This window comes from Klebsiella pneumoniae subsp. pneumoniae HS11286 (assembly GCF_000240185.1).
GTDB classification, from domain to species: domain Bacteria; phylum Pseudomonadota; class Gammaproteobacteria; order Enterobacterales; family Enterobacteriaceae; genus Klebsiella; species Klebsiella pneumoniae.
In genome coordinates, this window is the sequence record NC_016845.1 from 1057293 (window position 1) to 1083071 (window position 25779).

The following is a 25779-nucleotide window of genomic DNA, read 5'->3' on the forward strand; positions in this document are numbered from 1 at the left end:
GGTTAATCCTCCAGCACTTGACGGACGGCGGCTTCGATACGTTCAACGCCAGGGATCCAGAGTTTTTCGAGAGCAGGGGAGAACGGGACCGGCGTGTGTGGCGGCGTCACCAGCAGAACGGGCGCTTTGAGGAAATGGAATGCCTGGGACGCAATCAGCGCCGCGACATCATGAGCAAAACCGAAGCGTGCAGCGGATTCGTCGACAATCACGACCCGCCCCGTGGACGCCACCGATTCCAGAATACCTTCCTCATCCAGCGGCGAAATGGTTCGCGGGTCGACCACCTCGACCGAGATCCCCTCTCTGGCCAGTTTGTCCGCCACCTGGTTTGCTTTATGTACCATTGCCGACAACGCAATGATGGTGACGTCCTCCCCTTCGCGAGTGTAGTTGGCTACACCTAGCGGGATGGTATAGATCTCGTCCGGTACCTCGCCCTTGAGGTCGTACAGCATTTTATGCTCGCAGAATACCACCGGGTCGTCGTCGCGAATGGACTGGATTAACAGACCCTTGACGTCATAAGGCGTCGAGGGCACCACCACCTTCAGTCCAGGCGTGGTGGCAAAGATATTATAGGGTGACTGTGAATGCTGGGCTGCGGCAGAAAACCCCGCGCCGATCATCCCTCGCATCACCAGCGGAGCTCTGGCTTTGCCACCAAACATGTAGCGGAACTTAGCCGCCTGGTTGTACAGTGCATCGTGGCTCACGCCAAAAAAATCCATGAACATCAATTCCGCGACCGGCCGCAAACCCGTCGCTGCGGCGCCGGCCGCCATACCGATGATGGCCGACTCGGTAATGGGCGTGTCGATCACCCGATCGGAGCCGAACTGCGTCCACAGCCCTTTAGTGACACCCAGCACACCGCCAAAGGCTTCTATTTTAGCCTCTTCGGGCGCATTTCCGCCATGACCGCCACGCAAGTCTTCACCGATGAGCACCACGCGTTCATCGCGTTCCATTTCCTGAGCCAGGGCTTCCTTGACCGCTTCACGATAGGTTTTTATTGTCATGGTTATCACCCTCAGTATGAGACGTACACGTCTGTCAGCAGGTCTTCCGGAGCCGGGTAGGCAGCGGCGCGGGCCTTCAATACGGCATCGTTGACCAGGGCTTCTACTTCCTCGTCAATCGCCGCCAGTTCTTCCTGGGTGATATGTTGCTTGACCTTAGCGGTGAAAATCTTCAGCGGATCATGTTGTTCACGCAGGCGTTGCACTTCACCTTCCGCACGATATAGCGCGGGATCGCCCTCAAAATGACCATGCCAGCGGAAGGCTTTGGCCTCAATGACGCTTGGGCCACCGCCTTCTCGCGCACGCTTGACCGCCTCTGAGGTTGCCTCATAAACGGCAAAGAAATCGGTGCCATCGACGGTCACTGCCGGCAGGCCGAAGCCAGCGGCGCGCCGGGCGATATCACGCCCACCCACGGCGTAGTCATGGCCGGTCCCTTCGCCGTAACCGTTATTCTCGAAAATAAAGACGGCTGGAAGCTGGAGCACGACGGCCATATTGATGGCTTCAAAGACCAGGCCCTGATTAGAACCACCATCGCCCGTAAAAGAGACACCGACGTTGCCGGTTTTTAGCGTCTTTGCCGTTAGCGCGGCGCCGATGGCCAGGGGAGGGGCTCCCCCAACGATAGCGTTCGCCCCCAGCATTCCTTTCGACAGATCGGCAATGTGCATCGACCCGCCCTTACCGCGACATAACCCGCTGTCCTTACCGAATATTTCGGCCATCATGCCGTGAATGTCGCAACCTTTAGCAATACAGTGGCCATGTCCACGGTGTGTTGAACCAATAAAATCTGCGCTCGTTAAATTTTCGCAGACCCCCACCGCGATGGCCTCCTCACCGGTGTAAAGGTGAATGAAGCCCGGAATATCACCGCTGGTATTTTCCTGATGCAACCGCTCTTCAAATGTTCTGATCTCCCGCATCTTGCGGTAAGCCTGCAATAACGCCTGTTTGCTGAGCATCGTTTAATTCTCCTCAATAAAGGTCACCCAGGCGGGGCCAACAGACAGGGCGGATAACCCTGGCCACACCCATGCAATGAATCTACGAGCGGTTAAAGGGAGTGCGAAGCCACCTTCATGGGGGGGTAGGTGGGGGTTTTCATGCTTGAGGTCAAACTTTCTAAATTTTGTGTAGCAATAAAGTTTGGCTGCCCCATGTCATCCCGGGGGCTGGCGTACAATTGAAAAAAACAAAGCGAGTAGACACCACGGATGAAGCCATTGGATTTAGAAGGTCGTCAATCACCCTCACTGGTCTCCGGGCCATTGCGGCTGACGCGAGGCTTGCCGCTAATCCTGACCAAATTCGTCCCGCCTCGCTCCTCAATACAATTGCTGGAGCGCCCCCGGCTTCTTCAGCTTCTTAATCCCGTTCAGCAGTGCCGGCTGGGCGTCGTCTGCGCCGGCGCTGGATTTGGCAAAACCACGCTGTTGGCGCAATGGCATCAGCAGATGGTCGCCCAGGGGGAACGTATCGCCTGGCTGAGCCTCGATGAGGATGATGATGACGTATGGCAGTTTATTCCTTATCTGCTGCAAGCATTGCGTCCACTCTATGCTGACTGGGACGCCGATTTCTGGCGTGACATGGAAGAACAGAAGCTCTCCAGCTCCGAGCAACTGCTGGCCGGGCTCATTAACCAGCTACACTACTGCCCGCATGACGTATACCTGATCATCGACGACTTCCACGTGATTAACGATCGTGGGGTCTATGAAGCCGTGGGGTATTTAATCAAGCATGCGCCTGCCGCCTTGCATCTGATCATTGGCAGCCGTTTCCACCCGAATCTTGCGCTGAGCCAGCTGCAGGCCCAGGACCAACTGGTGGAGATCTATGATCGAGACCTGCAATTCACGCTCGAAGAAACAAAACACTATTTTAGCCGCACGGTTGCGCTACCCCTCAGCAACCACCATGCACAGCGGCTACAGTCCGTGACAGAGGGCTGGATTGCAGGGATGAAGATCGCTTCATTGTCCGCAGAATTACAGCATGATCCCGAGCATCTGTTGCGCAATATGCATGGAGGAACACGGTCCATTGCCCGCTATCTGAAAGAGGTGGTACTGGATCCGCTGCCGGAAGAGGTTCTCGATTTCCTGGTAAAAACGTCCTTCCTCAGTCGGTTAAATGCCGAATTATGCAACGCAGTGACAGGACGAGATGATAGTAAAGCGATGCTGACATGGATTGAGCGACACAACCTTTTTTTGTCAGCCCTTGACGAACAAGGCTACTGGTTCCGCTACCATCCTCTGTTGCAGGAAAATCTTCGGACCATGCTGCAGCAGAACAACGATATTGATCGCAAACAGCTACATGAATTAGCCAGTCATTGGTTCGTCGAACAGAAGCTGTGGTCTGAAGCGGTACGCCATGCGCTCAGCGCAGGCAAGCCGGTGCATAGCCCCGTACAGGACGGCGCAAGCGCTCAGTCACTGGCGGAAGAAGGGGATATCGATACCCTGATTTCATGGATGCATCATTTACCGCCCAGTACCGATCCTTCGCGCATTGACCTGCAAATTAATCTGGCCTGGGCACTGGCGCATTATTTCCACTTTGATGAGTCGAGGCAGCTGCTTGATAACCTCGATCAGATGGTACTTCATCATCGTGAGGATTTAACCCGCAGCACCTGGTGTAAATTGCGCGTTGTGCGGGCAATTTGCGAAGCCTTTGCGGAAAACATCCCGGAGAGTCTGGCTATCGTTCAGCCGTTGCTGGCCGAAGTGCCCTGCGGCGACACCTGGGTTGATGGTCTGATATGCAATATTCTCAGCTATTGCCATGTTGTTAACCAGCGCTATCACGACGCGCTGGAGGTTCAACAGCATATGCCCTCTCCGGAAAGTCCTTTAGATAATCTGTTTGTTTCGGTTTATCGCGCGTTTATTATTGCCCAGTGCCATCTTTGTCAGGGCGATCTGGGAAAAGCCGGGTGGTATGCAGAGAAAACGTTGCGCCAGGCTGAATGTTATACCGGTACCCAGTCGACCAGTGGCGCGACGCTGGCGCCGCTGCTGGCGGAGATAGCCTATGAATGTCAGAGGGGTGACTCGCCCGAGCATCTGCCAGCCGACCGGCTCGAATTCATCGACCGATTCAGTCCACCCGACGCGCTGAGTCGTTGCTATACCTATCTCGCGCGTCAGGCCTTAGATAACGATATGCCCTATGAGGCCGAGCGATTGCTGGAGCATGCGCAGCGTCTTGCGGTGTCTCGCGGCTGGCAACGGCTCCAGGCCATGTTGTTAGCCGAGCAGGTGAGGGTGCGACTGCAGCGCGGCAATGTCACCGGCGCAGAGCAACTGCAGCGACAGCTTGAACAAATGGCCGCCAGCTTCAGAATGGATGCCGAACATCCCTGCCAACGCGCCATCGTTATGTCTGCATCCCTTAGCCGCAGCCGGCTTCTTCTCGCCAGAGGCCAGGCACCGCAAGCCTGCGTTTTACTGGCTGAGATGGTCTCCGATCAGGAAAGCCGGGGGGACAGGTTAACCGCAGCGCGTCTGCGTACGCTCTGGTCATTGGCCTTGTGGAACAGTGGCAAAACGGCCGCTGCGCGCACGACATTTCAGCCAGTCGTGCAGCTGGCTGAACAACAGCATCTCACGGGCCTCTTTCTTGACGCTGGCGATACCTTGCAACCTTTGCTTGCCGGTATGAATGAAACCTCTTCGGCTTGCAAAGAGAAAGGGGGAGTGCATGAACCCTGGGCCGACAAGCGCGCGCCTGCAGACGGAACACCGTTTAATAGTGGAAGCCCCGATATTCCTGGCGAGCTCAGCGAGCGTGAGTTTCAGATATTACAGCTAATTGCTGAAGGTCAGATGAACAAAGAAATCGCTCGCTCCCTCGCTATTTCTGCCGAGACGGTCAAATGGCATATCAAAAACATCTACGCGAAGCTTAAAGTGAATAGTCGCACTCAAGCGATGAGCAGGGCGCTGGAGATGAAATTACTGGATTAACGGTTTGAAGAGGGAGGGCTGGATATAAAATATTATTAAGATGGCATTGCTCATTGCCGCTTACGTTAAGGTGCTATGAGCCATGGATAATCGAGATACTTCTGAGCCCGCGGGAGCTTTTATCACTGACCGTGATGGTAGTTTTGATGCCTTGGCTCAGCGATAAGAGCATGGAATTTAAGTGCATCGGTCTCCGGGGAAAGCAACCCTGGTGTAAACCCAGAGAGGCTTTTAAAGAAGCGTTTTCTGTAACGTTTTGATTGAGGTGGTGCGATAATAGGAACCAATAAATCAAGTCAACTATATGATTTTATTTATAAAAATAAAATCTAAAAATGGAGCTATACACACGGCTATACACATTGGCGGTCGCGTTCATTTTTCATACGAATTAAATAACAGAAAAAAACTTTTTTTGGGGAAAACTGTTCACACTGTTCACCAGGCACTTTTATATTTAATATTCAAATAGTTATGTGGTGAATAGTTGGTGAACAGTGAACACTTTACTGTTCACCTCTGCAGGCTATAGATACAAGCGTTATAGTCTGTTGTGAGCGAGGAGTGGAAGATAGGGGGGTAAGCCAACCTGCACATTGGGATAAGGATGTACTAGTACCTGATGCCCTAGATAAATCTTAGGCATCAGGTATGCAAAAATGGGACATGGAGCATAGGGCAGCAGGTTTAAATCAAATGAAACCCTACATGAAGCATGGATACCCCAAAGGGTTAGTCAGAAAAAAGCCGGGCATAGTTGATAACCCTTGACATAGTCATCTGCTGACCATTATCTCCATTTGCCTTTGGAGTCTGATCATCTGGTTTCTTCTGCGGCTGTCCCGCTTTAGAGAGCGAGGCTGCCGGATTGAGCTGGGCATTCTGTCTCATATTCATTATCTCTAAGTACCTGTTGTGAATTATCTTTAATGTTTCTTTTAAGTTTAAACAGTATCGATTCTTGGCAAAATCATTAACCAAGGGGATGTTATTGAACTCGATTCCGTTGCGACTCCAGATTGCTCTATACACTTTTCCGCCAGAAAACGGGTCTCGCCTGTATGCATATTGTACAGCACTTGAGACTTTACACCTAACTGATGATGCTGAAAACCCTTTGTGACGTCTCTTTTTCCTGAGTTTCTTTTCAGTATAGTAGATGCATTCAGCAGCAAATCCCCCTCCAGACGAACCTAAATCATAGACGACCGGCTTGTGTCTTACTTGAACCATCGGGGGTGTGTACATATCGTACATGATATCACCTGTGCTTTTTTCAAGGACGACCATGCCGAAGGAAAAATCATCCACATCCATGTACAAACTCATCAGGCTGGCGTATTGATCGCCGGTTATCACTTTCAACTGAAGTGCTTGCATAAGAGCTATCATAGGATGATCTCCACACATAAAAGAGATGGCCTTGCGCCCCATGAAGTCGATGTGGATTGCCTTCTTTTCAAGAACATCCCTTCGCGGACGCCCATCAGAAGACCATTTCCCATCACATGCAGCAAATTCGTATTCACGGTATATCGTTGTTGTCATATGAAAAGCTGGATTATTTGAAATCGCTATAAATGTAACACAGTTAATGTCCCTTCAGCCAAATGAGACTTGGAATAAAGCGTATAAAGAGGCCTTAAACTCGCACCAGTATAATTGAATTCATCGGACAAATACGCTACGGAGTTCGCGAATACCTGGGGCTAAACTCCCGCTTCTGGCACTGAGAGGTCTGATAACGTTTAAGGGTAAACAGTTTTTTCTGGGAAAACTGTTCACACTGTTCACTTGGTGTTTTTATTATTTATTTTCATGACGTTAGCGAGTGAATACTTGGTGAACAGTGAACACTTTACTGTTCACTCTGGCCGGTGAGCAGGTAAAAAAAGACCGGCAATGCCGGTCCGGGTAGGTTATGAAGCGGTGGGTTCATCACACTTCGGCAGCCAGTCGGCGTTGCTTTCCTCCCTGAGAGCGAGATTGGTCTGCATACCCTGATTTGTGCGGCGCTTCTCATAATTCAGTCCGTACTCTTTCAGCATGGCTGAGAGCCCCTTGCCGAACATGGTCAGGCTGAGTGCGTTCCTGTAGCCGTGGGCCTCCATGTAGACCAGATAGGCGTGATACAGATACAGGCGCGGCTGGCGCGGGATGATGTTCGCGTTCCCCATATACATCCCGTCCGGCTCCGGCAGTGCCTCCAGATAGCCGCAAAAATCAAACGTCGGGTCAGCATCGCGTTTAATACTGAGCGCCTCGTCGGAGTTCTGCTGCGACTGAAGCAGTGAACGGGCACTCATCGGGTCGCTGAACTGCTGCATTAACTGGCGCACAATCACGGCCAGCTCGCGGGCGATTTTATCCCTGAGCTGCGGGTCGCGCTCCTCCGGGGCTATCTGCTCCGGGAAGTGGATAATCACCCGGCGACGTGACACGCCGCCGCTGCGGTCGGTGAAGCGCATCGGGTTATTGTTCACGGCCAGAATGACCGCCGGAATATGCGTCGAGTAGGGATTCTGGTATTTCGGGTCGACCGACACCGCATCGCCGCCGGTGATGGCCTTGAGTCCGGCACCGTCCCCGCTCCATTTCTCCTGGTCAGGCAGACGAATGAGCGAGAAGCCAATCAGGGAGGCACGCTTGCGGGGGTCTTCCAGCGTGTCGATATCGGCTGACGTGGCGTTATCCTCTCCGGCCAGCATCGTGGCGATTTCGGCGAGGATACTTTTCCCGCTGCCGCCGGGGCCGGTGACTTCGAGAAAGAGCTGCCAGTCGTAGCGGTTCGCCAGCACCATAAACAGCGCGGCCAGAATCACGTCGCGTTTTGTCGGGTTGCCACTGGCCGCCCGGTCGAGCCAGCGCCAGAAGTTCGGCGCGTGGGTTTTCAGTGTTTCCCCTTCCACTGGCGGGGTGAAATCCACGTCGCACAGGGTGCGCAGCCAGTGCGATTTGCTGTGCGGGCTGAATATACCTGAGCGGGTATCGAGCACCCCGTTGCGAAAACCAATCAGACGGCGTGCCGGTGCCTCCTGCTGCGGAATAATCAGTTTCAGGGTCTCCACCACTGACGCAATCCTCCCCGATGAAAACGGGGCGCGCAGGCGCTGAAACAGCCCGGCCACATCGCGGGCAAAATCAGACGGCGTTATCACCTTCCAGATGCCGTTTTCATACCGGGACAGGAGCTGGCCGTTGGCATCCACGGCCAGCGCTTCGCCGTAATGTTCATGCACCCGCATTGCCTTATCACTGGCGCTCATGGCGGTAAATTCCGCCTCGCTCATGGTGTCGAACGGGCTTTGGGCCGCTGGCCGGATGGCGGCATAAATGGCCTTCCGCGTGGTGTCTTCGCCTCTGAGCATCACCGCATCATTCCAGTCACCGAACACCGGCGGCAGGGCGACAACGCCCTCACAGGCTGCTGCGGCCGCGGCGGCTTTTGTCTGGCCGTCGCCGTTAAGGTCACGGTCAGCGGCGAGGATAATCTGACAGGCCGGGTGTTTCTGACGGGCCAGGCTCGCCAGAGAAAGAAGGTTCACGGACGACAGCGCCACCATGACGGTTTCCCCGGTCAGGTGATGCACGGTAAGCGCCGTCGCATAGCCCTCCGCTATCCACAGGCGTTTTCCCGCCTGTTTCTGCCCGTCGATGAGATGGCATGCCCCTTTGACCTGCCCGCCTTTCAGGGTGCGCTTGAGCCCCTCAGCATTAATAAGCTGGAGGTTAACCAGCGCGCCGGTCCCGTCATACAGCGGCACTACCACATCACCGGCGCGGTAGGCCACGCCGCCGGTTTTGTGGGAAGCTGTCAGCGTCAGACACTCACGACCGGCAAAGCCCTTGCGGGTCAGGTAGGCATTGCCGGTGGCCGGGCGGGTTTTCTCCAGCAGTCTGACGGCCAGCGCGGCCGCTGCTTTGCGGTCGGCCTCCGTTCCGGCCTCTGCGGCCGCTGTCACCTCCGGGGCTACCGGCGGCAGATTCCCGGTGACGGCGTTCACCTTCCCGGCGGCCTCGGATGCCGATATGCCGAACACCTTCTCAACCAGTTTCAGGCCGTCACCGGCGCCGCACTGATTACAGAACCATGTGCCGCGCCCTTCCTGGTCATCAAAGCGGAACCGGTCAGCGCCGCCACACACCGGGCAGGCCTGATGGCGGTTTTTTATCACTTTCATCCCCAGCGCCGGGAGAATGCGCGGCCAGTGGCCGCACGCCTGTTTTACCGTGTCCGTTACGTTCATTTTCATGGTTTTTCTCTCCCTCAGTGCAGTACAGGCGATGTGATATGGCGGGCACAGAGCTCATCCATCACGGCGAGCCCGAGGAAGGACAGCGACGGGGCGGCTTTCAGCGGCCCGGCCTGCATCAAATCTTCCAGCAGCGCACAGGCAATCAAACGACCTTTTTCCTCGCCATGCTGGCGCAGGTAGAAGCCCTCCAGCTCGGTAGCGATGGCGCTTTCCAGCGCGTCGAGGGTGAGGTGAGGATAGCGGTGCTGGCGTTCGCACAGGGTCAGCCAGGCACAGGCCACGGCGCGGCGATACAGGGCGGCACGTAATACGGGCGGTAATGGCGTTTTCATACGTTGCCCTCCCCGGTGAACCAGCGGTGATTACAGCGTTCGACCACGCCGTCGAGCTGGGCGGTCATGAGGTAAATCACGGAGGTGAGCTGCAACTGCTGAGTCGGGTCACGACGCAGGGAAGTACAGTCCTGCACCTGCATCAGCTCGCTGACGAGCTGGCCGACATTGCGCATATGTTCAAGGCATTCGAGGTCACGGGCAGTAATCGTGGAGTGTCTCATGCACGCACCTCCGCCACCGGCAGACGCCCGGCAAACGAGAGGACGTAATCGCGAACGAGGGACTGGCGTGCAGCGTGTTCATCCCCGGCGACGGCGCGGAGCATACAGATGCGGGGCTGACGGTCTGCGCGACGAACAGCGGCAAACACAAAGACAAACTGCGGATGTGACGGGGTGAGGGTCGTAGCCATAGGGGCAACCTCCTGTGAATAGCGGTTATTGCCACCACCGGAGTTCCTACGCTCATGGGTGGTGACCCGGACGGGGGTAGGAATACCGGCTCCACAGAATACCGGCCAGCCCGAAAGCTGCCCCGCCCGGACCACCATTATCTTGCCGGAGCTACGGTGTGCGCATAAACACCACAGCCCGAAAAATGGGTGTGCCTGAGCTACGACGTAAAAAAAGACGCATGGCGCGTCTGGTGTCGCCTGTGAATTACACGGGTTCCTACGCCCGGCTGTCGATTTTGCGACAGCGATAAAACTATACCTGGAAACGGCGAAGGGAAGCAAGCCAGAAAAAGGGGCTTTTTGCGGAACGGGCATCATCATGCGTCATAGCCCCGGTTGCGTTCGGCGATACGGTCGGCCATCCACCCGGTGATTTCCGACTGCGCCCACGCCACGTTTTTTCCGCCGAGGGAGATTTGTTTCGGGAAAGCCTCCCGGCTGATGAGGTCGTAAATCGTGGAGCGGGACAGGCCGCACAGATGCATCACTTCGGGCAGGCGAATAAAACGCTCCTGAGCGGCATCAGAAACCGGCATCAGCGGCGCGGCAGGGGCTGAAGACGGGGAAGAAAAAGCGGTGTGCATCGGGCTACCTCATAAAGTCCATACAGTGCCGGTCGTGTCCGTCCGGCCTCGGGTAGCTCTCTATTTTGTGAATATTTTCTCTGAGGGCAACAAGTCATTTTGTAGTGGCCCACCACACAACAGAACGATTTTTAGACAGTGGCAAACGTTGGTCATCTTTTGGTAAACGTTGGCAAACTGGTGGCCCATTCCTGATTACTTTTATTTATATATTATTATTTTTTAATCGCAAAAAAGACTAAAGGAGCAGGGCTCCGTCAAAACAGAAAGGTGAACAGTAGTGAACAGTCGGTGAATACTTCTGACCTCAACTGTTCACCACTTAACTTACTGTATTACTTATTCTTTTATTTAAAGTGAACAGTAGTGAACAGTTATATGTAAAAAAACAAACGGTGAGTATGCTTTTCCTGAGACCTTTCTCTGGCAAGCCGGATTTTGACTTCCTGATTGTGCCAGAACTGCCACAACCGCAACAGGTCGTGTTGTTGTGTGTGCCCCGGCAGAATCACCTCATGTTGAAACCACGAGGAAACCTGCCATGACCGACACCACCTTTATCCCTGATTACCTGAAACCGGCGCTGGAGCGACTGGCCGCAGCCAGAGCGGCCCATCTTGAACAGGCCCGCCGGATGGAGGACACCCTGACGGCCATCACCCGCGCGGAGGAGCAGAAAGCAGAGCTGAAGCAGGACAACGGCAGCGATACCCGCACCTGGCGCGCCGCTTTCCGTGCCGGGGGCGCCCTGCTGACCGATGAGCTGAAAAGCGGCCATATCGAGCGCGTGGCCCGTCGTGAGCTGGCTCAGGAATGTGACAACCTGACCGAAGTGCTGGCCTTTGAACGTGACCAGCTGAAAGTCGCCTGCAACAGCACCGCAAAGACATTCCGCCAGGCGCATCATGCTGTGCTGAGTAAATATGCTGAGGAAGAGCTTAACCGCGCGCTGAATGACACCCTCGGGCCACTGGTCCGGGCGATGGTGCTGAAAGCAGAGGTGATGGGAAATCCACTGGCCAACACCACCGGCCATCAGGGGTACATCGAGCCGGAGAAGGAGGTTATGCAGCAGGTGGTCACCTTCCTGACCGGGAAAGTGAGCGCCTTCTCTGTCACGCCAGCGGATGAGCCGGTGCTCTCCCTGACCGGCTTCCCGGCCGTCACCCTCCCGCATATGGACCACGACGCCGCCAGCACGCCCGGCGAGCGTAAGGTCTGGCAGGAGAAAATCCGTCAGCGCGAGGCTGACCTGAAAGCGCGGGGGCTGCTGCCATGATGCACTGTCCGTTCTGCAAAAAGTCGGCGCATGCCCGTACCTCCCGCTATCTGTCGGAGAACGTCAAACAGCGCTATCACCAGTGCACCAATATTGAGTGCTCGGCGACGTTTCGCACCACTGAAGCCATTGACGAGGTTATCCGGCCCCCGGCGGAGAAAGCGCCGCCTGTCGCGGACCCGGTCACACCCCCGGCACCCCGTAAAGTGCAGGGCTGCTACAGCTCGCCATACCGTCATTAATCAGGGGAGAACTGACCATGACCACCCTTACGCTACAGCAGGCTTTTGAAGCCTGTCAGAAGAACGAAACCGCCTGGCTGAACCGTAAAGCCGAACTGGCGGCCGCAGAGCAGGAATATCAGGAACAGGTACTGGCCGGGGATGACCGTATACCGGGCAGAATGCAGACACTGCGCGACATTATCGATGTCAAAAAATGGGAGATAAATCAGGCCGCCGGGCGCTATATCCGCTCCCATGAAGCGGTGCAGCGCATCAGTATCCGCAACCGGCTGAATGACTTTATGCAGGCGCACGGGACAGAGCTCGCCGCCACGCTCGCCCCGGAGCTGATGGGACTCAGTCAGCAGCCCGCACTCCTGACCGGCCATGCGCTCGACCGTTCGGCGCATTACCTGCGCGAAGCGCTGTCCGTGTGGCTGAGTACCGGTGAAGAAATTAATTATTCGGCAGAAGACAGCGATATTTTAACGGCCATCGGATTCAGGCCTGACGCGGCTTCGCGGGTGGATAATCAGGAAAAATACACCCCCGCACAGAGCCTGATTTATGCCCGCCGGCGTACGGAACTGGCCGGCAGATAGCCTCCGCAAAAAATCCCCGAAAATACCGCTATTTTTCCCGAATTAAGCCATGCATCCACAGGGTGCATGGTCTTGCATGCGTTTCCTCGCCCTGTTATTCCTGTCCGGCCCCTGTCCCGGCGCGGCCTGAGCCCCCCGATGCACCTGCATGAAAACCGACCCCTGAAGCGGGCAGGCGAGGCGGGGAAAGCACTGCGCGCCAGCGGTAAAGTATTTATTTAATGATATTTAATTTCGCGGCCTGAGCGCGTCGCTGCGCTGCGCGGGTTCACGGGAGTGTCGGTGGGTGGTGCGGCGCTGTTCGGGGGCATGTCGGGTTTCTGAGGTAGAGATCATTCTGCACTGACCGCTCATCTCCTTGCTCATCTGGTTCTTGGTGGGGATGTTTAAACGTCTATGTGCTTTTAAGAGCTCAGGCTACGAAGCAGGCTGATGTGCCGAACACTTTGTATCAAGATGATGATTAAAATAAGGCAAGAAAAAATTGGTTAATTCTTTATGTATTAGATTTGAAGAATTTTTGCGCCCTTAGCTCTCCTAGAGCGCACGTTATCATAAAGTGAATTTATTAATCCTCTTTGTCTTTGTCTTTAATGGTGGAGTCTATTCGTCTTCTTTCCAGAGTTTTAGTGATATTCATTACTAGTATTCCTTTATTTTGTCTTGATGATGTTTTGATGCCTATATCATTTGCTAGTTTTTTTAATTGTTCAATGGATAGATCATTTAATGTTTCATTTGGCTCACTGTCTGACTTTGAACTTTTGTTATGTATGTGTCGAAGTGAATACATATCCTTGGAGGACTTGAGGTAGTCTTCTTTTTTTAGTATTTGTGAACTTTGTTTTTCTTTAACGATGGGGGTTGGTTTTTTTTTACGAGCATCAAGTAAATTCAGTATGTCATCAAGTGCATATTCCACGCTTTTGTTTGGGTAATGCGCCATTATCTTGGAGATATATTCAATCAAAGAAATTAACTCATGAGTTTTCATTATATATTCTCCAACTTTTCATAAAGTTCGCTAACTACTTGAGTTAGATATTCACTCTGTTTTTCTGCATTAGGTTTGGAACGAGGTAAAGAAGAGTGGCTAAATACTGTTAAATTGTTTTCGGACGCAACGGATATACCGTCCCCGGCTGTGATGTAGTTATTGAACACCATGTTTGGATGCTGTTTTTTAACATCATTGATTGTGTCCTCATGAGTTTCTTTGGGCTTTTTATTATATTCGTCTACCATATTAAATATAATCCCAAGCATTTCGGTGTCATTAAATTCAATAGATGAGTTAGAATATTGAATCATCCCTCTAAAGTTTTTATTGAGCTTATCCATTTCAGATTTTATTAGGGAAATACCAACCGTGGAAAGAAAGTCTGGAATTGCAGGGATAAGGTACAGTTCACTTGCAAAGAAAGCATTTTGTGTGACAAGATTAATATTTGGTGGGCAATCTAGAATAATGTAATCATAATCTTCTGCAACCTGATCTATGGCTTTTTTTATTATTGCCATCTTATCGAGTTCCAATTCTGTTTCCTTTTGATGAGTTGATGCACTTTTCTTTTCTCTTGCCAACATCATATCAACAAGAACTAGTTCGTGATGAGAAGGTAGCAAATCAACGTTGATCCAGACCTGACCAGGGCTTGCAGTTATCGGTTGTTTTATTATAGCGTCGCGAGTATGGAATTGCTTTCCATCGAAATAATCATCAAAAATATTTTTTAGTGTGGGCTTTTTTTTGGTGTAAACATGTCTGACATATTTTTCCACCCCCAATGCTAAATATGATAGATTTGATTGAGGATCTAAATCAATGAGTAATACTTTTGGATGCTCGTCGGAACCGAGCATCAGCCCAACCCCAAGATGTAAAGATAATGTGGATTTTCCTACACCACCTTTCCAGTTAATCATGCTTATCACTTTTGCCATGTGGAATCCTTAATTGAGTAAATATAGTCATTATACCATTGTATCATCGAGCTTCTTTTCTCTAGATACTGTGCGTGATTGTATGTACCACGAATGCTATTTTTGTCTACATGTGCCAGTTGAATCTCTATCCATGCACTGTCGAATCCTTTCTCGTGTAATATTGTTGACATAGTGTGCCTAAACCCATGTCCAGTGAGCCTCCCGCCATAGCCAATACGCTTGATAACCTGATTTATACTCGCCTCACTCATCGGCTTGTTCGGATCGTTCCGCCCCGGAAAAACATAACGATAGTTACCCGTCATCATTTTGAGTTCATTAAGTAAATCTAACGCTTGAGTCGACAATGGCACAAGATGTGACCTGCGCATTTTCATCCTTTCAGCAGAAATTTCCCAGATAGCGTTATCTAGATCAAATTCTGACCACAATGCAGCACGTAATTCTATGGTTCTCACACCCGTAATCATGAGTAATTTCGTAGCAATCTGGACAAGCCGACTCCCTGTGTAACTGTCTAAGGCACGTAGAAAATCTGGTAGCTCATCAGCTTTTAGGAACGGGAAATGATTGGATTGATGTACTTCGAGGGCGCTCGAGAGATCTGCAGCAGGATTAAACTCAGCTCTCCCAGTAGCTATGGCATAACGAAACACTTCTGAACAACGCTGTCGCACTTTGCGCATCTTCTCTAAGGCCCCGCGTTTTTCAATTTTACGCAGCACATTAAGCAGTTCTAGCGGTTTTATTTCACCGATGGGTCTTGTCCCTACATACGGGAAAATGTCGTTCTGAAACGCTTCCATGATATCTGACGCATATCCTGCCGACCATTTTGCGGACTTCATCTGATGCCACTCTGTAGCTATCTTTTCAAACGCACTTTCGGATTCCGTTTGCAATGCGATCTTCTGCTCTTTTCGAACTTCACTCGGGTTCTTTCCTTCCGCGACCAGCTTTCGGGCATCGTCGCGACGAGAACGAGCATCGGCAAGGGTGATCGTCGGATACACACCAAGCGAGATCATTTTGGGCTTACCGGCATAGCGATAGCGGAACCGCCAGCTCTTGCTTCCATTAGGCTCTATAAGTAATGACAAGCCTTGCCCATCTCCAAGTGTATAGGCTTTAGCTTCAGGCTTAGCGCGGCGAATCTGCATATCGTTTAAAGGCATGTGTATAGGAATCCAGGACCGAACAGGAACATATACACAATCCTATACACATTCTGTATCGGATTCTACTGGATGGTTACGGACGATGATGGACTAAAAAACGTTAAAATCGTTATAAATCAGGGTGTTTATGGATGAATGCGGACGTCTGGGGAAGTTGAAATGGTGCCGATAATAGGAGTCGAACCTACGACCTTCGCATTACGAATGCGCTGCTCTACCAACTGAGCTATATCGGCCCTGCAAGAGGTGTTCACGAGCGTGAATCACGAGGCAAAAGGTTAGAACTTAGCGGGCGATGCGTCAATAGCCAGTGGAATCAACTGCCTATTTTTGCATCGCCCGTTCTCATTTACGCACGAATGGTATCGTCGCCGAAACCAATCCACTTATAGGTGGTTAACGCTTCCAGCCCCATCGGGCCGCGGGCGTGCAGCTTCTGGGTGCTGACCGCCACTTCCGCGCCGAGGCCGAACTGGCCGCCGTCGGTGAAGCGCGTGGAGGCGTTCACATATACCGCGGAAGAGTCCACTTCATTGATAAAGCGGTTGGCGTTACGCAGGGTGCGGGTCAGGATGGCGTCGGAGTGCTGGGTGCCATGTTCGCGGATATGGGCGATAGCCTCATCCATATCAGTCACCACTTTGACGTTCAGATCCAGCGACAGATACTCGTCGTCATACTGCTCCGCTTTCACCGGCTCGACCTTCGCAGGGCCGTTTTGCAGCGCGGGGAGGGCGGAAGGGGCGGCGTGCAGGGTGACGCCGCTCTCGGCCATCTGCTTGCTTAACGCCGGCAGGAAGGTGTCGGCGATGTTGCGGTGCACCAGCAGCGTTTCCACGGTATTGCAGGTGCTCGGCCGCTGGGTCTTGGCGTTGACGATGATCTTCAGCGCGGGGGGGATCTCGGCGGTTTCATCAACGAAAATATGGCACACGCCAATCCCACCGGTGATCACCGGGATCGTTGACTGCTCACGGCATAGCTTGTGCAGGCCCGCGCCGCCGCGAGGGATCAGCATATCGATGTATTTATCCATCTTCAGCATTTCGCCCACCAGCGCGCGATCCGGGCTCTCGATAGCCTGTACCGCGGCGGCCGGCAGACCGCACTCCTGCAGCGCCTGCTGGATCACCTTCACCGTGGCGGCGTTGGTGCGCCAGGTCTCTTTCCCGCCGCGCAGGATCGCCGCGTTGCCGGTTTTCAGACACAGGGAGGCGACGTCGACCGTCACGTTAGGACGCGCTTCATAAATCACGCCAATCACCCCCAGCGGGACGCGGCGACGTTCAATACGCAGACCGCTGTCCAGCAGCCCGCCGTCGATCACCTGGCCGACCGGATCGGCCAGATTGCACACCTGGCGCACATCGCTGGCGATGCCGCTCAGACGCGCCGGGGTCAGCGCGAGGCGATCGAGCATCGCTTCACTCAGGCCATTGGCGCGAGCTTCGGCTAAATCTTCCGCGTTGGCGCGCAGAATATCGTCGGTCTGCGCTTCCAGATAATCGGCGATCTTTTCCAGTACCTGATTCTTTTCCCGGCTGGAGAGTAACGCCAGCTGCCAGGAGGCCGCTTTGGCGGCAATGCCCATTTGTTCCAGCATTTTCAGCTCCTTAACGGATGATCATATCATCGCGGTGGACGGCCACCGGGCCGTATTCATAGCCCAGAATGGCATCGATTTGCTGCGAGTGCTGGCCGGCGATAAGGCGCAGCGCATCGCTGTTGTAGCGGCTGACGCCGTGAGCGATGTCGCGTCCTTCGCTATTGCGGATGCGGATCACTTCGCCGCGGGAGAAGTTGCCGCTGACGATTTTGATGCCTTTTGGCAATAGCGAGCTGCCTCTTTCGAGGATCGCCTGGGTCGCGCCCGCATCGACGGTGATTTCCCCCGCCGGCGGCGCGCCGAAGATCCAGCGCTTACGGTTCTCCAGCGGAGACTCCTGGGCGTGGAAGCAGGTACCTACCGGCAGGCCTGCCATCGCATGGCCGATGACGTCCGGACGGTTCCCGGCGGCGATGATGGTATCAATCCCCGCCCGGCAGGCGACGTCCGCGGCCTGCAGCTTGGTGCCCATGCCGCCGGTGCCAAGTCCGGAGACGCTATCGCCGGCGATGGCGCGCAGCGCGTCGTCGATGCCGTAAACGTCTTTAATCAGCTCCGCCTGCGGGTTGCTGCGCGGGTCGGCGGTGAACAGGCCTGGCTGGTCGGTTAACAGCAGCAGCTTATCCGCCCCGGCGAGGATCGCGGCCAGCGCGGAGAGATTGTCGTTATCGCCCACTTTGATTTCCGCGGTAGCGACGGCGTCGTTTTCGTTAATGACCGGGACGATGCTGTTATCCAGCAGCGCACGCAGAGTGTCGCGGGCGTTGAGGAACCGTTCTCTGTCTTCCATGTCGGCGCGGGTCAGCAGCATCTGGCCAACGTGAATGCCATAGATAGAAAACAGCTGTTCCCACAGCTGGATCAGACGGCTTTGTCCCACCGCCGCCAGCAGCTGCTTGGAGGCGATGGTGGCGGGCAGTTCCGGGTAACCAAGGTGCTCGCGCCCGGCGGCAATGGCCCCGGAGGTCACGATGACAATACGGTGTCCCATGGCGTGCAACTGTGCGCACTGGCGCACAAGCTCGACGATATGGGCGCGGTTCAGGCGACGGGACCCGCCTGTTAAAACACTGGTGCCCAGTTTTACCACCAGCGTCTGGCTTTCACTCATGATTCTCTGCCGTTCAAAAGGAATATCGATATCGAGCTGATGTTGTAGCAGGAGTCGGCCCGCTTGCCAACACCCGGGGCGGCGGGCGCGCCATTTTATTGCGCGGGATCGGGCATTCTGGAGAGGGAATGTGACAAAAATATGTCAGATACATTTAAATACCCTTTTTTATAAAAAGTTCCATCTTGTCATAAATATTTAATATCCCGGCGTTAAAAAACCTCCAGTTTTTGATGGGCGAGCGCCCGCAATTGAATAGCGCGTATAAATAAATCACCAGGACTGAATAATGAAAAAGAGTACTCTGGCATTAATGATGATGGGCTTTGTGGCTTCAACAGCGACGCAGGCAGCGGAAGTTTATAATAAGAACGCGAACAAGCTGGATGTGTACGGCAAGATCAAAGCCATGCACTATTTCAGCGACTATGACAGCAAGGATGGCGATCAGACCTACGTGCGTTTCGGTATTAAAGGCGAAACGCAGATTAACGACGACCTGACCGGCTATGGCCGTTGGGAATCTGAATTCTCCGGTAACAAAACCGAGAGCGACTCCAGCCAGAAAACCCGTCTGGCGTTCGCCGGCGTGAAGCTGAAGAACTACGGCTCCTTCGATTACGGTCGTAACCTTGGCGCCCTGTACGACGTGGAAGCCTGGACCGATATGTTCCCGGAATTCGGCGGCGATTCCTCTGCCCAGACCGATAACTTTATGACCAAGCGCGCCAGCGGCCTGGCGACCTACCGCAACACCGACTTCTTCGGTCTGGTGGATGGCCTGGATCTGACCCTGCAGTACCAGGGTAAAAACGAAGGCCGTGAAGCGAAGAAACAGAACGGCGACGGCGTCGGCACCTCGTTAAGCTATGATTTCGGCGGCAGCGACTTCGCCGTCAGCGCAGCCTACACCAGCTCCGACCGTACCAACGATCAGAACCTGCTGGCCCGCGGCCAGGGTTCGAAAGCGGAAGCCTGGGCGACCGGCCTGAAATATGACGCCAACAATATCTACCTGGCGACCATGTACTCTGAAACCCGCAAGATGACCCCGATCAGCGGCGGCTTTGCCAACAAAGCGCAGAACTTTGAAGCGGTGGCGCAGTATCAGTTCGACTTCGGTCTGCGTCCGTCCCTCGGCTATGTGCTGTCGAAAGGGAAGGATATCGAAGGGGTGGGGAGTGAAGATCTGGTTAACTACATCGACGTGGGCCTGACCTACTACTTCAACAAAAACATGAACGCCTTCGTGGATTACAAAATCAACCAGCTGAAAAGCGATAACAAACTCGGCATCAACGATGACGACATCGTCGCGCTGGGTATGACCTACCAGTTCTGATTAACCGCAGAACCACCCGCCGCAGCCCTGGCTGCGGCTTTTTTTTTAGCGGCGATTCTTCGCCAGATGCAGGGTGTCGCTGTTCATGGTGATCTGCGCGTTATACTCCTTCGGCAGACGACGCGCCTGATAGAACGCCGATTCCCAGTAAGGGTTGTCCAGCGAAGAGCGCATCACGCCCTGGCTGCTCGAGGCGTGAAGGAAATTATGATCGGTATCGTAAAAGCCAACGTGCATCCCGGCCCGGGTGCGGAAGAACACCAGATCGCCGGGACGTAAATCCCGCTTATTGACCCGCACGCCCATGTGCAGCAGCTCGCGGGTGGTGATCCGCTCCATCGGCAGGTTAAAGCGATCCTTCAGCGTGCGCCAGACGAAACCCGAGCAGTCGACGCCGCTTTGTTCAGTACCGCCCCATTCATAGGGGGTTCCCTGCCAGGTGTGCATCTGATCATGCAGGGCCGCCACCACCGGGATCAGATCGTCCGACCCGCTATCAATGGTCATATCCGCATGAGATTTTGTGTTCTTTGCCTGTTTCGGTGAGGAGGAGCATCCTGCCAACAACAAAAAAGGAATTAAAAAGAGAGCATGCGTCAGTTTTGGCTTCATATCGTTATTTTCGAAGTAGCAAGCAGACTGCTTTGTTTTATAGCCGATTAAAAACCACGGCTGAATAAGCCGAGGCCGCCTTTACGTTTATTTACGATTAAAAATAAACAACCTCGGGCTGGATCAGCCATAAAGGGCAGTTGTCACTCCGCAACGGTCTGTGCCAGGATGCTGACAGGAACATTTCACGAGGCATTCCATGACGCATTACGCCATCTCTGGTGAGACTTTGCCCGGCGCCGCTTTCGACGCGGGGTGGATGACGTCTGCGCCTCATCATCGCTTCGCCACGCTCTGCCCACCGCCTCCCCCTCCAGACCGGGTAGTTTTCGGCGCTTAACGCCGTCTTTAGCAGGCGCTTACCTGCCGGTATGACGCTTGTTACCTTGTGTTTGACGTTCTGGAGCATGCTATGCACGTTCGCTATTCTCTGCTCGCCTCGCAGGCGACAACGGCCCTTTTTGTGCTGCTGTGGGGCAGCGCGGCCATCTTCACCCGCTGGGGACTGGATAACGCCTCGCCGATGGCGCTGCTGGTCTTTCGTTTTCTGGTTGCCCTGGTCGCGCTGGCGCCGCTGGCTATCGTCCGTCGGCGCTGGCTGCCCGCGCCGGGCACCCGCCTGCAGACAGCTGCCACCGGTCTGATGCTGATTGGCGGCTATTCGGTCTGTTACTTCGAGGCGATGGCCAACGGCGTGACGCCGGGACTTATCGCCACCATCATGGGGATCCAGCCCATCCTTACGCTTTGCGTGGTGGAGCGCCGCCTGCAGGGGCGGCGGCTGTCAGGGCTGCTGCTTGCCCTGGCGGGGCTGGTGCTGCTGGTGTGGCGCAGCCTGGCGGCCTCACCGATGGCGACGGTGGGGATCCTGTTTGCGCTGGCGGCGCTGCTGCTGATGACCTTTGGCGCGCTGTGGCAAAAGCGCAGCCGTCAGGCGCCGGCGGATGTCCTGCCGCTGCAGTATGCCGTTAGTCTGGGGCTGTGCCTGCTGATTGCCCCGGTCAGCGGCTACCAGTTTACCGTTAACGCCGGGTTGATTATTCCGGTGCTGTTTCTCGGACTGCTGATTTCGGTGGTCGCCCAGCTACTGCTGTACCGTCTGCTGAGCGCGGGAAATATCGTCAATGTCACCAGCCTCTTTTATCTGGTACCAGCGATCACGGCGCTGCTGGATTATCTGCTGCTGGGCAACCGGCTGCCGGCGGCGGCGATGATCGGTATGATGGCGATCGTCGGCGGGATCGTGCTGGTGTTCCGCACCGCGAAGGTCCGCGCCGGCTGATGGCGAGCCGGGCGCTGCGGCGTCCGGTTCATTTTCCTGTCATCTTTTTTACGCATGCTCCCGGCAGCTTATTTTGACCAGTAAGGGAAAGTATCATGGGCAACACGCTGACGATTTTTGATCTCGATAACACCCTGATACAGGGCGATAGCAGTACGGTCTGGAGCCAGTTTATGGTTCGCGAAGGGCTGGCGACGCAGAAGGGGTATCTTGCCCGCGAGGCGCGGCTAATGGCGGATTATGACCGGGGAGAGATGAATATCGCCGATTATGTGGCCCTGATCCAGGCGCCGCTGGCCGGAATACCGAAGTCGGACGTTGACGCGCTGGTGGCCCGCTGCGTGCGCGAGGCGATCCTGCCCCGGGTCTATCCGCAGGCGTGGGAGCTCATTCGTCGTCTGCGGGCCGAGGGAGAGCAGATGCTGATTATCTCCGCCTCGGTTAGCCTGCTGGTGCAGGCGGTGGCCGCCGCGCTGGAGATCGATCAGGCGCTGGGTATTGACGTGGCGATGGTCGACGGCGGCTACAGCGGTGAAATCACCGGGATCCCCAGCTATCAGCAGGGGAAGGTGGCGCGTCTGGCGCAGTGGCGCGAGGCGCATCCGCAGTATGACGGCGAGGTGACGTTCTATACCGATTCCATTAACGATCTGCCGCTGTGCCTGCATGCGGATCGCGTGCGGCTGGTCAATCCCTGTCCGCAGCTGCAGGCGGCCGGTGCCGGATACGGCTGGCCGGTGCTGAGCTGGCGGCTGGAATAGCGGAGCGGATAAATGCTTGCCGGGCCTACAGACAGTCGGAGCCGGACGAGTAGGCCGGGTAAGGCGCAGCCGCCACCCGGCATAAACGCAGCTCCGTGCCTGATGCCATCGCCCGGCGGCGCTGCGCTTACCGGGCCTACAGACAGTCGGAGCCGGACGAGTAGGCCGGGTAAGGCGCAGCCGCCACCCGGCAATAAAGCGGCTCCGTGCCTGATGGCATCGCCCGGTGGTGCTGCGCTTACCGGGCCTACGAGGTGTGAGCCTGTGAGAGGCCCCGGTAGGCCGGGTAAGGTGCCAGCCGCCACCCGGCAAAATAACGGCGCAACCGGAAATGTCCCTGCCCGCGCTGCGCTTAGCAGGGCTACAGTTTCTATGTTATTTCCGGACAGATTGCGCTCCCAATATTTTTTCTGCGCTATGTCACTCATGGCGCTGGGAGCGCACAGGGGGCGGCCAGTCGCCGCCGCCCCCTGTACCCCCGGGCTCCGGCCAGCAACATCGCCGCTGCGCGGTCCCTTCGACTTATCCCTGCAGGCTTCGGGTCGGGCCGAGGCAGCGTCCCTGCAAAACACGGCCCTCAGCCCGCATCCATGCGGGCTGCCCCGGCCTTCCGGGAACGTCTCAGCGATGTTGAGGCCGCCAGCCCCGGCAGTTTCAGCAGCCCCTGCGCCAGCGGTGATTTGGGGTTGTAGGCCGGGTAAGGCGCAGCCGCCATCCGGCATAAACGCAGCTCCGTGCCTGATGCCATCGCCTGGCGGCGCCGTTGCTTGCCGGGCCTACAGACAGTCGGAGCCGGACGAGTAGGCCGGGTAAGGCGTAGCCGCCACCCGGCATAAACGCAGCTCCGTGCCTGATGCCATCGCCCGGCGGCGCAGTCCAAGTTGCTTGCCGGGCCTACAGACAGTCGGAGCCGGACGAGTAGGCCGGGTAAGGCGTAGCCGCCACCCGGCATAAAAGCAGCTCCGTGCCTGATGCCATCGCCCGGCGGCGCCGTTGCTTGCCGGGCCTACAGACAGTCAGAGCCGGACGAGTAGGCCGGGTAAGGCGTAGCCGCCACCCGGCATTAACGCAGCTCCGTGTCTGATGCCATCGCCTGGCGGCGCAGTTGCTTGCCGGGCCTGGAGACAGTCAGAGCCGGACGAGTAGGCCGGGTAAGGCGCAGCCGCCACCCGGTATAAACGCAGCTCCGTGCCTGATGCCATCGCCCGGCGGCGCAGTTGCTTGCCGGGCCTGGAGACAGTCAGAGCCGGACGAGTAGGCCGGGTAAGGCGCAGCCGCCACCCGGCATAAAAGCAGCTCCGTGCCTGATGCCATCGCCCGGCGGCGCCGTTGCTTGCCGGGCCAACAGACAGTCGGAGCCGGACGGGTAGGCCGGATAAGGCGAAGCCGCCATCCGGCGCAAAGGCGCGCTAGCGTCCGCCCTGATACAGCGGCACCGCGGCGCCGCCGATATAGCGACGGCGCAGCCAGGCGGAAAGGGTGTCCATGATCATCACCACCGCCACCAGCAGCAGGGTGATAAACATCACCACATCCCAGTTCCACAGACGCATATTCTCGGCATAGATAAGCCCGATACCGCCGGCGCCGACGAAGCCCAGCACCGCCGCGGAGCGGGTGTTGGATTCAATCTGATACAGGCTCAGCGCGAGGAAGGTCGGGAACGACTGGGTAAAAATGCCAAAGCGATGCTTTTGCAGGCCGTTCGCGCCCGCGGCGGTCAGCCCACGCCCGGGAGATCGGTCCACGGCTTCGTGACCTTCCGCGTACAGCCGTCCCAGCAGGCCGGTGTCCTGCATGATGATCGCCAGCACCCCGGCCAGCGGCCCGAGGCCGACCGCACGCACGAAAATCAGCCCCCAGATAGCCATGTCGATCCCGCGCAGTACATCAAACAGGCGGCGCATCAGCAGGGCTAGGGTCCCCAGCACCACGCCGCGCATGATGTTGCGGGCGGCGAAGAAGGAGAGCAGCAGCGCCAGCACCGTGGCGGTCAGCGTCCCGGCGAAGACGATGGCCAGGGTGACGCCGATTTGCGTAAAGTAATAGCCGAACGGCCAGTTCCAGAAGTCGTGCCAGACGAACATCCGCGCCAGGTAGCGGCCAATCTGCTGCAGGCCGGTGGTCAGCTGCTCGCCGCTGACGCCGAACTGCAGAAAAAACCAGACGTAATAGAGCAGGCAGGCCAGCGCCACCAGCCCGACGTAGCGCAGGTAGCGCCCCTGGACCTGATAGAGCTGCTTATGCTGCCGCCGGCTGGCGGCGAGATCCGGTTGCATGTGCCAGACGCTCATTTTTTCCCCTCCAGTACCCACAGGCGCAGACGACCGGACAGCATGTCCAGCGCCGACACCACCAGAATGATCAGCAGCAGGGTGATGCTCACCTGATCGTAGCGGTCGAGCTTGATGTTGGTCATCAGCTCCTGGCCGATGCCGCCCGCGCCCACCAGCCCGAGAATGGTCGACGAGCGGAAGTTGATTTCAAGCCGCATAAAGCCATAGGAGAGAAACAGCGGTTTCACCTGCGGCCAGAGGGCGAAGCGAATTTTCTGCAGCGGGGACGCGCCGCAGGCCGCCAGGCCGCGTACCGGTTTGTTTTGCGCGCTTTCCACCGCCTCGTAGAACAGTTTGGTCAGGCTGCCGACGGTATGCAGCATCAGCGCCAGAAAGCCCGGGATCGCGCCGATGCCGAACGCCATCACAAAGATCACCGCCCACGCCAGCTCGGGCATGGTGCGCAAAAACGCCACCAGCACGCGAATGGCAAAGCGCACCGGCGCCGGGGACCAGGCGTTATTGGCGGCAAGAAACGCGAAAACCGTGGCGATGGCGACCGCCACCAGGGTCGAGGCCAGCGCCAGCTGCAGGGTTTCCCAGATCAGCGGCAGCTGGATCGGCAGGCGATAGCCCCACCAGGCCAGCGACCCTTTGGTCTGCACATCGGCGAACAGGTTGCCGGCGCTCAGGGGCGGAATGGTCTCTGCCATATAGTCAAAGAAGTGGGGCAGCGAGTGCCAGATAGTCAGCAGATTAAATTCCGCGGCGCTGCCGGCGGCAAAATAGAGCGCCAGCAGCAGCAGCGACCAGCAGACGGCATCGCGCTTTTGCCGCGAGCGTACCTGCTGGTAATAGCGTTCAAATTCGGTGTGGGTTGTCTTCATGCGTCGGGGATCTTCAACGTAGCGCCGCCGCT

Annotated in this window: 27 protein-coding genes and 1 tRNA gene; 9 read left to right on the forward strand and 19 right to left on the reverse strand. The window is 55.8% G+C overall.

Features of this window, described 5'->3' with window-relative positions; genetic code table 11:
- Positions 1-2 precede the first annotated feature (2 nt).
- Positions 3-1022, reverse strand: coding sequence for an acetoin:2,6-dichlorophenolindophenol oxidoreductase, beta subunit (locus KPHS_09970; protein YP_005225297.1), 1020 nt, complete (start codon positions 1020-1022; stop codon positions 3-5).
- A gap of 11 nt (positions 1023-1033) precedes the next feature.
- Positions 1034-1993: an acetoin:2,6-dichlorophenolindophenol oxidoreductase, alpha subunit gene (locus KPHS_09980; protein ID YP_005225298.1), complete on the reverse strand. Its 960-nt coding sequence runs from the start codon at positions 1991-1993 to the stop codon at positions 1034-1036.
- A 372-nt stretch (positions 1994-2365) separates the two neighbouring features.
- On the opposite strand from KPHS_09980, the gene KPHS_09990 reads away from it, so the two are divergent.
- Entirely contained in the window at positions 2366-5011 is a 2646-nt protein-coding gene (locus KPHS_09990) for an AcoK (RefSeq protein ID YP_005225299.1), read from the forward strand.
- Between the two features lie 732 nt (positions 5012-5743).
- Here the strand turns inward: KPHS_09990 and KPHS_10010 are convergent.
- Positions 5744-5908, reverse strand: a complete 165-nt coding sequence (locus KPHS_10010; protein ID YP_005225300.1) for a hypothetical protein — start codon at positions 5906-5908, stop codon at positions 5744-5746.
- A 551-nt stretch (positions 5909-6459) separates the two neighbouring features.
- On the opposite strand from KPHS_10010, the gene KPHS_10000 reads away from it, so the two are divergent.
- Entirely contained in the window at positions 6460-6591 is a 132-nt protein-coding gene (locus tag KPHS_10000) for a hypothetical protein (RefSeq protein ID YP_005225301.1), read from the forward strand.
- 339 nt (positions 6592-6930) lie between these two features.
- On the opposite strand, the gene KPHS_10020 is transcribed toward KPHS_10000, so the two are convergent.
- The 5 genes from KPHS_10020 to KPHS_10060 form a co-directional block, all read right to left on the reverse strand.
- Positions 6931-9264: a bacteriophage P4 DNA primase gene (locus KPHS_10020; RefSeq protein ID YP_005225302.1), complete on the reverse strand. Its 2334-nt coding sequence runs from the start codon at positions 9262-9264 to the stop codon at positions 6931-6933.
- A 14-nt stretch (positions 9265-9278) separates the two neighbouring features.
- Positions 9279-9599: a P4 phage protein gene (locus KPHS_10030; protein YP_005225303.1), complete on the reverse strand. Its 321-nt coding sequence runs from the start codon at positions 9597-9599 to the stop codon at positions 9279-9281.
- The gene (locus tag KPHS_10040; protein ID YP_005225304.1) at positions 9596-9775 is read right to left on the reverse strand and encodes a hypothetical protein; all 180 of its coding nucleotides are present in this window, start codon (positions 9773-9775) and stop codon (positions 9596-9598) included. Before KPHS_10040 ends, KPHS_10030 begins: the two co-directional genes overlap by 4 nt.
- A gap of 44 nt (positions 9776-9819) precedes the next feature.
- Positions 9820-10014: a phage immunity repressor protein gene (locus tag KPHS_10050; RefSeq protein YP_005225305.1), complete on the reverse strand. Its 195-nt coding sequence runs from the start codon at positions 10012-10014 to the stop codon at positions 9820-9822.
- Positions 10015-10373: 359 nt separating this feature from the next.
- A complete protein-coding gene (locus KPHS_10060) occupies positions 10374-10640 on the reverse strand; it encodes an AlpA family transcriptional regulator (protein YP_005225306.1) in 267 nt (88 codons plus the stop codon).
- A 104-nt stretch (positions 10641-10744) separates the two neighbouring features.
- On the opposite strand from KPHS_10060, the gene KPHS_10070 reads away from it, so the two are divergent.
- The 4 genes from KPHS_10070 to KPHS_10100 all read left to right on the forward strand — a co-directional run bounded on the left by KPHS_10070 (position 10745) and on the right by KPHS_10100 (position 12745).
- Positions 10745-10882: a hypothetical protein gene (locus KPHS_10070; protein YP_005225307.1), complete on the forward strand. Its 138-nt coding sequence runs from the start codon at positions 10745-10747 to the stop codon at positions 10880-10882.
- A gap of 299 nt (positions 10883-11181) precedes the next feature.
- Positions 11182-11919, forward strand: coding sequence for a hypothetical protein (locus KPHS_10080; protein YP_005225308.1), 738 nt, complete (start codon positions 11182-11184; stop codon positions 11917-11919).
- On the forward strand, positions 11916-12161 hold the full coding sequence (locus KPHS_10090) for a phage transcriptional activator, Ogr/delta (RefSeq protein YP_005225309.1): 246 nt from the start codon (positions 11916-11918) through the stop codon (positions 12159-12161). Before KPHS_10080 ends, KPHS_10090 begins: the two co-directional genes overlap by 4 nt.
- A 17-nt stretch (positions 12162-12178) precedes the next feature.
- Positions 12179-12745, forward strand: coding sequence for a phage polarity suppression protein (locus KPHS_10100; RefSeq protein YP_005225310.1), 567 nt, complete (start codon positions 12179-12181; stop codon positions 12743-12745).
- 568 nt (positions 12746-13313) lie between these two features.
- On the opposite strand, the gene KPHS_10110 is transcribed toward KPHS_10100, so the two are convergent.
- The 7 genes from KPHS_10110 to KPHS_10160 form a co-directional block, all read right to left on the reverse strand.
- A complete protein-coding gene (locus KPHS_10110) occupies positions 13314-13739 on the reverse strand; it encodes a hypothetical protein (protein ID YP_005225311.1) in 426 nt (141 codons plus the stop codon).
- Positions 13739-14689, reverse strand: coding sequence for a cobyrinic acid a,c-diamide synthase (locus KPHS_10120; RefSeq protein YP_005225312.1), 951 nt, complete (start codon positions 14687-14689; stop codon positions 13739-13741). Before KPHS_10120 ends, KPHS_10110 begins: the two co-directional genes overlap by 1 nt.
- Positions 14677-15867, reverse strand: coding sequence for a putative site specific integrase (locus KPHS_10130; protein YP_005225313.1), 1191 nt, complete (start codon positions 15865-15867; stop codon positions 14677-14679). The genes KPHS_10120 and KPHS_10130 overlap by 13 nt, the downstream gene beginning before the upstream one ends.
- Before the next feature lie 163 nt (positions 15868-16030).
- Positions 16031-16106, reverse strand: a tRNA-Phe gene (locus KPHS_t00830).
- Positions 16107-16219: 113 nt separating this feature from the next.
- Positions 16220-17473, reverse strand: coding sequence for a gamma-glutamyl phosphate reductase (locus tag KPHS_10140; RefSeq protein YP_005225314.1), 1254 nt, complete (start codon positions 17471-17473; stop codon positions 16220-16222).
- 10 nt (positions 17474-17483) lie between these two features.
- Positions 17484-18587: a gamma-glutamyl kinase gene (locus KPHS_10150; protein ID YP_005225315.1), complete on the reverse strand. Its 1104-nt coding sequence runs from the start codon at positions 18585-18587 to the stop codon at positions 17484-17486.
- Positions 18588-18741: 154 nt separating this feature from the next.
- The gene (locus tag KPHS_10160) at positions 18742-18864 is read right to left on the reverse strand and encodes a hypothetical protein (protein YP_005225316.1); all 123 of its coding nucleotides are present in this window, start codon (positions 18862-18864) and stop codon (positions 18742-18744) included.
- A 12-nt stretch (positions 18865-18876) separates the two neighbouring features.
- Here KPHS_10160 and KPHS_10170 point away from each other — a divergent pair, with 12 nt between their 5' ends.
- Positions 18877-19929 carry an outer membrane pore protein E gene (locus KPHS_10170; protein YP_005225317.1) on the forward strand — a complete coding sequence of 351 codons (1053 nt, stop codon included), beginning with the start codon at positions 18877-18879 and terminating at the stop codon, positions 19927-19929.
- A 45-nt stretch (positions 19930-19974) separates the two neighbouring features.
- Here the strand turns inward: KPHS_10170 and KPHS_10180 are convergent, their stop codons facing one another.
- On the reverse strand, positions 19975-20541 hold the full coding sequence (locus tag KPHS_10180; RefSeq protein ID YP_005225318.1) for a lipoprotein: 567 nt from the start codon (positions 20539-20541) through the stop codon (positions 19975-19977).
- Positions 20542-20953: 412 nt separating this feature from the next.
- Between KPHS_10180 and KPHS_10190 the strand changes: the two genes are divergently transcribed.
- Together KPHS_10190 and KPHS_10200 are read left to right on the forward strand one after the other, a co-directional pair.
- Entirely contained in the window at positions 20954-21823 is an 870-nt protein-coding gene (locus KPHS_10190; protein ID YP_005225319.1) for a DMT family transporter, read from the forward strand.
- Positions 21824-21918: 95 nt separating this feature from the next.
- Positions 21919-22584: a family IB HAD-hydrolase gene (locus KPHS_10200; protein YP_005225320.1), complete on the forward strand. Its 666-nt coding sequence runs from the start codon at positions 21919-21921 to the stop codon at positions 22582-22584.
- A 577-nt stretch (positions 22585-23161) separates the two neighbouring features.
- On the opposite strand, the gene KPHS_10210 is transcribed toward KPHS_10200, so the two are convergent.
- The 3 genes from KPHS_10210 to KPHS_10230 all read right to left on the reverse strand — a co-directional run bounded on the left by KPHS_10210 (position 23162) and on the right by KPHS_10230 (position 25747).
- Entirely contained in the window at positions 23162-23299 is a 138-nt protein-coding gene (locus KPHS_10210) for a putative LysR-family transcriptional regulator (RefSeq protein YP_005225321.1), read from the reverse strand.
- 694 nt (positions 23300-23993) lie between these two features.
- On the reverse strand, positions 23994-24878 hold the full coding sequence (locus KPHS_10220; RefSeq protein ID YP_005225322.1) for a phosphonate ABC superfamily ATP binding cassette transporter, permease protein: 885 nt from the start codon (positions 24876-24878) through the stop codon (positions 23994-23996).
- Positions 24875-25747: a putative inner membrane permease of ABC transporter gene (locus KPHS_10230; RefSeq protein YP_005225323.1), complete on the reverse strand. Its 873-nt coding sequence runs from the start codon at positions 25745-25747 to the stop codon at positions 24875-24877. The genes KPHS_10220 and KPHS_10230 overlap by 4 nt, the downstream gene beginning before the upstream one ends.
- Positions 25748-25779 lie beyond the last annotated feature (32 nt).